We start from the raw sequence: 6,074 nt of genomic DNA on the forward strand, positions 1-6,074 counted from the left end.
CCAGGGGTTATTGGGGGAGGTGCGAGCCTAGGCGAGCGGAGGGGGCGCTCGCGCGGTGTCGCCTCCACGCACGAGGCCAGCCCTGGCTTCCTATTCAGGGAGCGCCGCGCGTAACCTGAACGCACACAGCACTCCGGCGCGACCGAAGGATCTTGCGTGCGAGACTCGGAGCAGACCCCGTGCACCAGGGGCCGCCGCCGAGCGTTGCGGGCAAGATCCTTCGTCGCCGCCATGGACCGTAGGTCGCGCGGCGGCTCCTCAGGATGACGCTTGTGTGCCGGTTCGAGAATGGGACTCGTGCCGTGGGTCGAGAACGCGACGACGGCCGCCGTGCGACGGGGCACGGCGGCTGTCGTCACGTCCCCATCCGCGCGGGGTCAGGCGCGGGGATCGCCGGCGGGGGGGCGCAGCACGCGCCGGAACGCCGCGCCCAAGCCGTCCGCCAGGGGCGGTGCGTCGCCCGGGAGCCGCGCCAGGCGGCGCGCGATGCTGGCCTTGAGCCACCGCGGCAGGCGACGCCGCCACTTGCGGATGGTGTCCGGCCGCACGCCGGCCACCTCCGCCGCCGCCTCGCACGTCAACCCCGCCGTGCGCTCGAGGAACGCGGCCACCACGCCGGCGCACGCGTGGCCGTCCGCGTCCCCCACGGGTTCCGTCCGCGGCGGGAGCGGGATGCGCGTCCCGGGCCCCTCGCTCACCGGGCGAACGCCCCGCGCAGGGCCGTCCCCGCCTGCTGCACGGCCGTGCGCGCATCCGCCACCACGGCCCCCATCCCGAAGAACTCGTGCGTCACGCCCTGGTGCACGTGCACCTGCACGGGAACGCCCGCCTGCCGCAGCCGCGCGCCCAGCTCCTCGCCGTCGGACCGCAGGGGATCGATCTGCGCCAGGATGATGGTGGTGGGCGGCATGCGGTCCAGGTTCGCGCGAACAAGCGAGATGCGCGGGTCGCGCGCGTCCTGCGGGCCGCGCAGGTAGTGCCGGAAGAACCACTCCATCATGGGCCGGTTGAGCGGCTTGGCCCTGGCGTTCTCCACGTACGACGGAGACTCGGTGTCGCCGTCGGCGATGGGGTACACGGCCAGCACGTGCACGGGTATGCGCACGTTGCGGTCGCGCGCCATCATGGCCGTGGCCACGGCCAGCCCGCCGCCCGCGCTCTCGCCCGCCACGGCCACGCGCATGGGGTCGCCGCCCAGGGAGGCCGCGTTCTGCAGCACCCACTGGTACGCGGCGAACGCGTCATCGTGCGCCGCCGGGAACGGGTTCTCGGGACCCTTGCGGTACTCGATGGAGACGACGATGGCCTGCGCCGCGTTGGTCAGCGCCCGCGCGGACGCGTCGTACGTGTCGATGGTGGCGATCACCCAGCCGCCGCCGTGCGAGTAGACGACGACGGGGAACGGGCCGGTGCCCGCCGGCGTGTAGACGCGGACGGGGATGGCGCCGCCGGGGCCAGGGATGGCGCGGTCCTCCACGCGGCCCACGGGCTCCGGCGCGGTGCTGCGCCCCATCCGCTCCAGCAGCGCCCGGACCGCGTCCGCCGGCGTGGGCTGCACCCGCGCCTCCTGCGGCGTGAGCGTCTCGATGGGCCTGGGTCCCAGCGCCATGTGCTGCTCCAGCACGGCGCGCATGTCCGCGTCGGCGCGGGCCAGCGTGGCCGCCGCGCCGGGATCCATGGGCATGGCACCCGGCTGCATTGCGCCGCCGGAAGGCGCGCATGCGGCCAGCAGGGCAGCCGCGCACAGGGTCGATGCGTTTCGCAGGTGGGTCGCCATCCCGTCCTCCTCCTCCCGTTCTCACCGCGGCGGCGAGCTCCCCCGGACGAGTGTCCCGGGGCACGGCCGCGGACCGCCCGCATCAACTGCCGCGGACCGCCGGGCAGGGAGCCAAGCAAACCCCGGACCCAAACTGTTGCATTATGAGCAACAGATTGTGGGCAGGGTTCCGGAACTGTTGCAGAAACCAGCACCCGTGCGGGTGATGGCACTGTATGGCGGGATCCGCGGGGCCGACTTCCGCACGGCGGGGTGGTGGGATGCAAAGCGAACGGGGCCGGACGCGAATGCGCCCGGCCCCGTTTTGACGCTCGGTCCGGCGTTACGAAGCCATGGCCGTGCCGCAGGCGATGCGGTCGCCGGACTGGCCCGACGGGTCCGTGCGGTAGTCGTCCGCGCCGGCGTGGATGACCACGGCCGCGCCGTCGGCGTCCAGCAGCGCGTTGGCCCCGCGCAGCGTGCCGCCCGCCGTGGTGGCCTGCACCATCACGCTGGAATCGGCGCCCACGGTGAGGTTGGACATGTCGCCAAGGTGCGGGCCCTGCGGGTTCTGCGTGCCGTGCTGCTTGCTGGTGGGGTTCCAGTGCGGGCCCGCGCTCTCGAACGGCGGCTCGCACCGGCCGGTGGTGTGCACGTGGATGCCGTGCTCGCCCGGCGAAAGGCCGCGCAGGCTGCCCGTGAGCGTGACGCCCTGAGCGGACTCGGCCAGCGTGACGGAGCCCAGGTCGCGGCCCTGCGCGTCGCGCATGGCCACCGTGACGGGCGCGCCGCCCGTCATGCCGCCCGTCCCCGTGTCGGCGGACATCTGGCCGGAGTCCATGGGCATCGGCACCGTCGTCGTGGCGGCGGTCGTGTCCGCGCCGGGCGCGGCCTCTTCCGCGTCCCCACCGCCGCAGGCCGCCAGGACCACCGCCAGGGCCAGGCAGCCCGCGCCCGTCTTCGTCATCCGCATCATCGCATCTCCCCTCGCAGCGTTGTCATCCGCCGGCCGGGCACGTGCCGCGGCCGCCCTCCTCCCTTCCCCACGAATCCGCCGCGAGCCCGGAGGCGCGTCGGCGGACGTCCGGCGCGAACGGATCGATCGAACGGATGGATCCGTACGCTGCCGGACGGTGGCCCGCGCCCGGTGCAACATGCATGCACAAGGATTGTGCATGCATCCTGATCCGCTCATCCGGTCCCGGAAGAGGATGCGGCCGCGGACCGGCATCAGCGGCGGCGCGCGGCGCGGGCCAGGAGCAGCACGGCCGCCGCCGCCGCGCCGGCCACCGCGAGCCGCGGCAGCAGGGGATCGGGGACGGGGGGCGGCACCCAGACCACGCCCGACTCGTCCGCCCGGGCCGGACGCGCCACGTAGCGGCCGTGCGCCGGCACGGGGAGCGTGGCCGCCAGCAGGCGCAGGTCCCGCGCGAGGCCCGCCCCCGCGAGGGGAATGCCGTGCCCCGCGCCGATCACCGACGGCGCCAGGTCCGCCAGGCGGCCCACGCTGCGCCGCGCCGCCTGCCAGTCCGTCGTGAACGGCGCCGCGGGCCGGTCCAGCTCGCGGTGCTCCGTCACGTGCGACGCCCACGCGTCCATGTCCAGGGTCGCGAGCGCGTCGCCCGCGATCAGCACGCCGTCGGCCGCGCGAAAGAGCGACACGTGCCCGGACGTGTGCCCCGGCGTGTGCAGCCAGCGCCACCCCTGCATCTCCGGCACGGTCCCGTCGTCCGGCAGCGCGTGGACGCGGCCGCGCAGGTCGATGCCCGACGTGGGAAACAGGCGCGACATCTGCGCGATGGCGCCGCCCATGCTGGGGTCGCGCGGCGGGTAGTCCGACCGGCCCGTGAGGTAGGGCAGCTCCAGCGGGCCGGCGTAGACGGGAACGTCCCACGCCTCCGCCAGCGCCCGCGCCGAGCCCGCGTGGTCAAAGTGCCCGTGCGTGAGGACGATGGCCGACGGACGCGCGTCCGCGCCCCACCGCCGCGCCAGGGCCGCGCGGGTAAAGCCGTGCGTGCCGGGCAGCCCCGTGTCGACCAGGACCCAGCGCCCGGCCGGGTCGCCCACGGCGTACGCGTTGACGAAGCCGATGGTCAGGTACCACACGCCGGGCGCCATCTCCACCCATCCGCCGTGGTTGCGGCTGGAGGCGATCCGCTGCCGCCGCGGCCGCCCCGCCGCGCGCGGAGGGATCCCGGACTGGGAAAGGGTCGTCGTCATGGGAGCTCCGTGGGTCAGCGGGCGCGTCACGCCCCGGTGCGTGATCACCGTCGTGTGCGGGACGGAACGAGGCCGGCGCTCCCCTGCGCGTCGCGTGCCGCGGCGGCGCCCGATGCGCGCCCGCCGCGTCGTGTGCCGGGGGTGGCCCCCCGCTTGCGAACCCCTCCGCCCGTTCAAACCTTCGACAAACCTTTTGGGCGAGCGTGAGGATGGCTTCCAACTTCGACGGGCTCTCGCGGCGCGACTTCGTCCTGGCGTCCGCGGGCGGGCTGCTGGGCGCGGCCATGAGCGCGACGCCGTCCGTGGCGCAGGCGAGTGCCTCCGCCGGGACGGGCGCCGGCGTGGCGCAAAACGGGACGCCGCAGGAGGTGCGCGCCATCGGCCGGCCCATGCCGGAGCTGGAGAACCCGCTTCCCCTGCCGCCCGACCAGCGCGTGGGATGGGCCATCGTTGGCCTGGGCGACTTTGCCCTCAACCAGATCCTTCCCGCCATCGGCGACACGCGCATGTGCCGGTTGAGCGCCGTCGTCAGCGGCAACGCGGACAAGGCGCGCGAGGTGGCGCGGGCGTACGGCGTGGCCCCGTCCAGCGTGTACTCGTACGAGGATTTCGACCGCATCCGCGACAACCCCGACGTGCAGGTGGTCTACGTCATCCTGCCCAACGCGCTGCACCGCGACTGGACCCTCCGCGCCGCGGGGGCGGGAAAGCACGTCTTGTGCGAAAAGCCCATGGCCGTTTCGGTGGAGGACTGCCGGGCCATGATCCAGGCCTGCCGCGCCGCCGGCCGCAAGCTGATGATCGCCTACCGCGCGCAGTTCGAGCCGCACGCCCTGCTGGCCCGGCAGATGATCACCGAGGGGCGCATCGGCGACGTGCAGTCCATCGCGGGGGAGCACGGGCGGATGCTGGAGCTGGACAAGCCGCGCGACCAGTGGCGCGCGCGGCAGGAGCTGGCGGGCGGCGGAAGCCTGTACGACATCGGCATCTACAACATCAACACGGCCCGCTTTCTCCTGGGCAGGGAGCCCGTGGAGGTCACGGCCACCCTGCGCCGCGCGGACGATCCGCGCATCACCGTGGAGACGGGCGTGGACTACGCCATGCGCTTCGAGGACGGCACGCGCAGCAGCTTCAACTCGTCGTACGAGTACAAGAACACCAAGCGCCTGCAGGTGATGGGCACGGAAGGGACGATCGAGCTGGATCCCGCCACGGAGTACTACGGCAACCGGCTGCTGCTCAAGACGGAGCAGGCCGTGGAGCAGCGGGAGATTCGCCCCACCAACCAGTTCGCGTCGGAGATGGACCACTTTGCCGAGTGCGTGATGCACGACCGCGATCCCAGGACGCCGGGCGAGGAGGGGATGCGCGACGTGGCCATCATGCAGGCCATCTACGAGGCCGCGCGCACCGGCCGCCCCGTCGAGGTGCCGCGGATGGCGTGATCCGGATGGACATCGGCAGATGCGGAACGGCGCCGCTCCACGTCATGGGCGGCGCCGTTCGCGTACAAGCATCACCTCGCGCCGGACACCTCATCCGGGAAAGCAGTTGTTTCTTGAGGGGCCCTCGCGAGCTCGACCGTGCCGAAGGTGTGCGGCCCCGAAGGATCTTCTCGCCCTGGCAAGGACCGCGTCCAGTCGCGACCTCCCTGCTCGGCGAAGGAGATCCTTCGGTCGCGCCCGTCCTCACGTGAACGGGCGAGTTCCACGCGGCGCTCCCTCAGGAAATCATCGCCTGTGCGCAGTTCTTGTGCGGATTGCGATGTTTGTCGACGGGCTGGACGTCGGGAGTGCGGGCTCAGCGACCGTCCGCCGCGGTCTGCGCTTTGGCCGGCGCATCCGCATCCCCATCCGCGTCCGTCTCCGCCGGGGCCACGCAGGGGAACGCGAGCGCGAAGGTGGAGCCGTGGCCGCCGCTGAACTCCGCCCACGCGCGGCCCCCGACGGACTCCATGGTCTCGCGGACGATGGCCAGCCCCAGCCCCGTGCCCTCCTCGCCCGTCACCGTCTCCTCGTGGGCGCGGTAAAAGCGCTGAAAGAGCGCGGCGCGCGCCTCCCGGGGCACGCCCAGGCCGTTGTCGCGCACGTGCACC

Annotated in this window: 6 protein-coding genes; 1 reads left to right on the top strand and 5 read right to left on the bottom strand. The window is 73.5% G+C overall.

The window, feature by feature from the left end; translation table 11 throughout:
- Positions 1 to 377: 377 nt before the first annotated feature.
- The 4 genes from VFZ20_RS08270 to VFZ20_RS08285 all read right to left on the bottom strand — a co-directional run bounded on the left by VFZ20_RS08270 (position 378) and on the right by VFZ20_RS08285 (position 3,976).
- On the bottom strand, positions 378 to 647 hold the full coding sequence (locus VFZ20_RS08270) for a hypothetical protein (protein WP_329683382.1): 270 nt from the start codon (positions 645 to 647) through the stop codon (positions 378 to 380).
- 47 nt (positions 648 to 694) lie between these two features.
- Positions 695 to 1,777, bottom strand: a complete 1,083-nt coding sequence (locus VFZ20_RS08275; protein ID WP_329683383.1) for an alpha/beta hydrolase — start codon at positions 1,775 to 1,777, stop codon at positions 695 to 697.
- A 322-nt stretch (positions 1,778 to 2,099) separates the two neighbouring features.
- A complete protein-coding gene (locus VFZ20_RS08280) occupies positions 2,100 to 2,732 on the bottom strand; it encodes a superoxide dismutase family protein (RefSeq protein WP_329683384.1) in 633 nt (210 codons plus the stop codon).
- 254 nt (positions 2,733 to 2,986) lie between these two features.
- Positions 2,987 to 3,976 carry an MBL fold metallo-hydrolase gene (locus tag VFZ20_RS08285; RefSeq protein ID WP_329683385.1) on the bottom strand — a complete coding sequence of 330 codons (990 nt, stop codon included), beginning with the start codon at positions 3,974 to 3,976 and terminating at the stop codon, positions 2,987 to 2,989.
- Positions 3,977 to 4,185: 209 nt separating this feature from the next.
- Between VFZ20_RS08285 and VFZ20_RS08290 the strand changes: the two genes are divergently transcribed.
- The gene (locus VFZ20_RS08290) at positions 4,186 to 5,424 is read left to right on the top strand and encodes a Gfo/Idh/MocA family oxidoreductase (RefSeq protein ID WP_329683386.1); all 1,239 of its coding nucleotides are present in this window, start codon (positions 4,186 to 4,188) and stop codon (positions 5,422 to 5,424) included.
- Between the two features lie 355 nt (positions 5,425 to 5,779).
- On the opposite strand, the gene VFZ20_RS08295 is transcribed toward VFZ20_RS08290, so the two are convergent.
- Positions 5,780 to 6,074 (bottom strand): sensor histidine kinase (locus VFZ20_RS08295; protein WP_329683387.1); only part of this gene is annotated, 295 nt, incomplete at its 5' end.

It is taken from the genome of Longimicrobium sp., from assembly GCF_036280135.1.
Taxonomy (GTDB): Bacteria; Gemmatimonadota; Gemmatimonadetes; order Longimicrobiales; family Longimicrobiaceae; genus Longimicrobium.

What these genes read in the sequence shown, in the direction of transcription:
- VFZ20_RS08275 (WP_329683383.1), bottom strand. Translation starts at nt 1,777, where the DNA reads ATGGCGACCCACCTGCGAAACGCATCGACCCTGTGCGCGGCTGCCCTG.
- VFZ20_RS08280 (WP_329683384.1), bottom strand. Translation starts at nt 2,732, where the DNA reads ATGATGCGGATGACGAAGACGGGCGCGGGCTGCCTGGCCCTGGCGGTG.
- VFZ20_RS08285 (WP_329683385.1), bottom strand. Translation starts at nt 3,976, where the DNA reads ATGACGACGACCCTTTCCCAGTCCGGGATCCCTCCGCGCGCGGCGGGG.
- VFZ20_RS08290 (WP_329683386.1), top strand. Translation starts at nt 4,186, where the DNA reads ATGGCTTCCAACTTCGACGGGCTCTCGCGGCGCGACTTCGTCCTGGCG.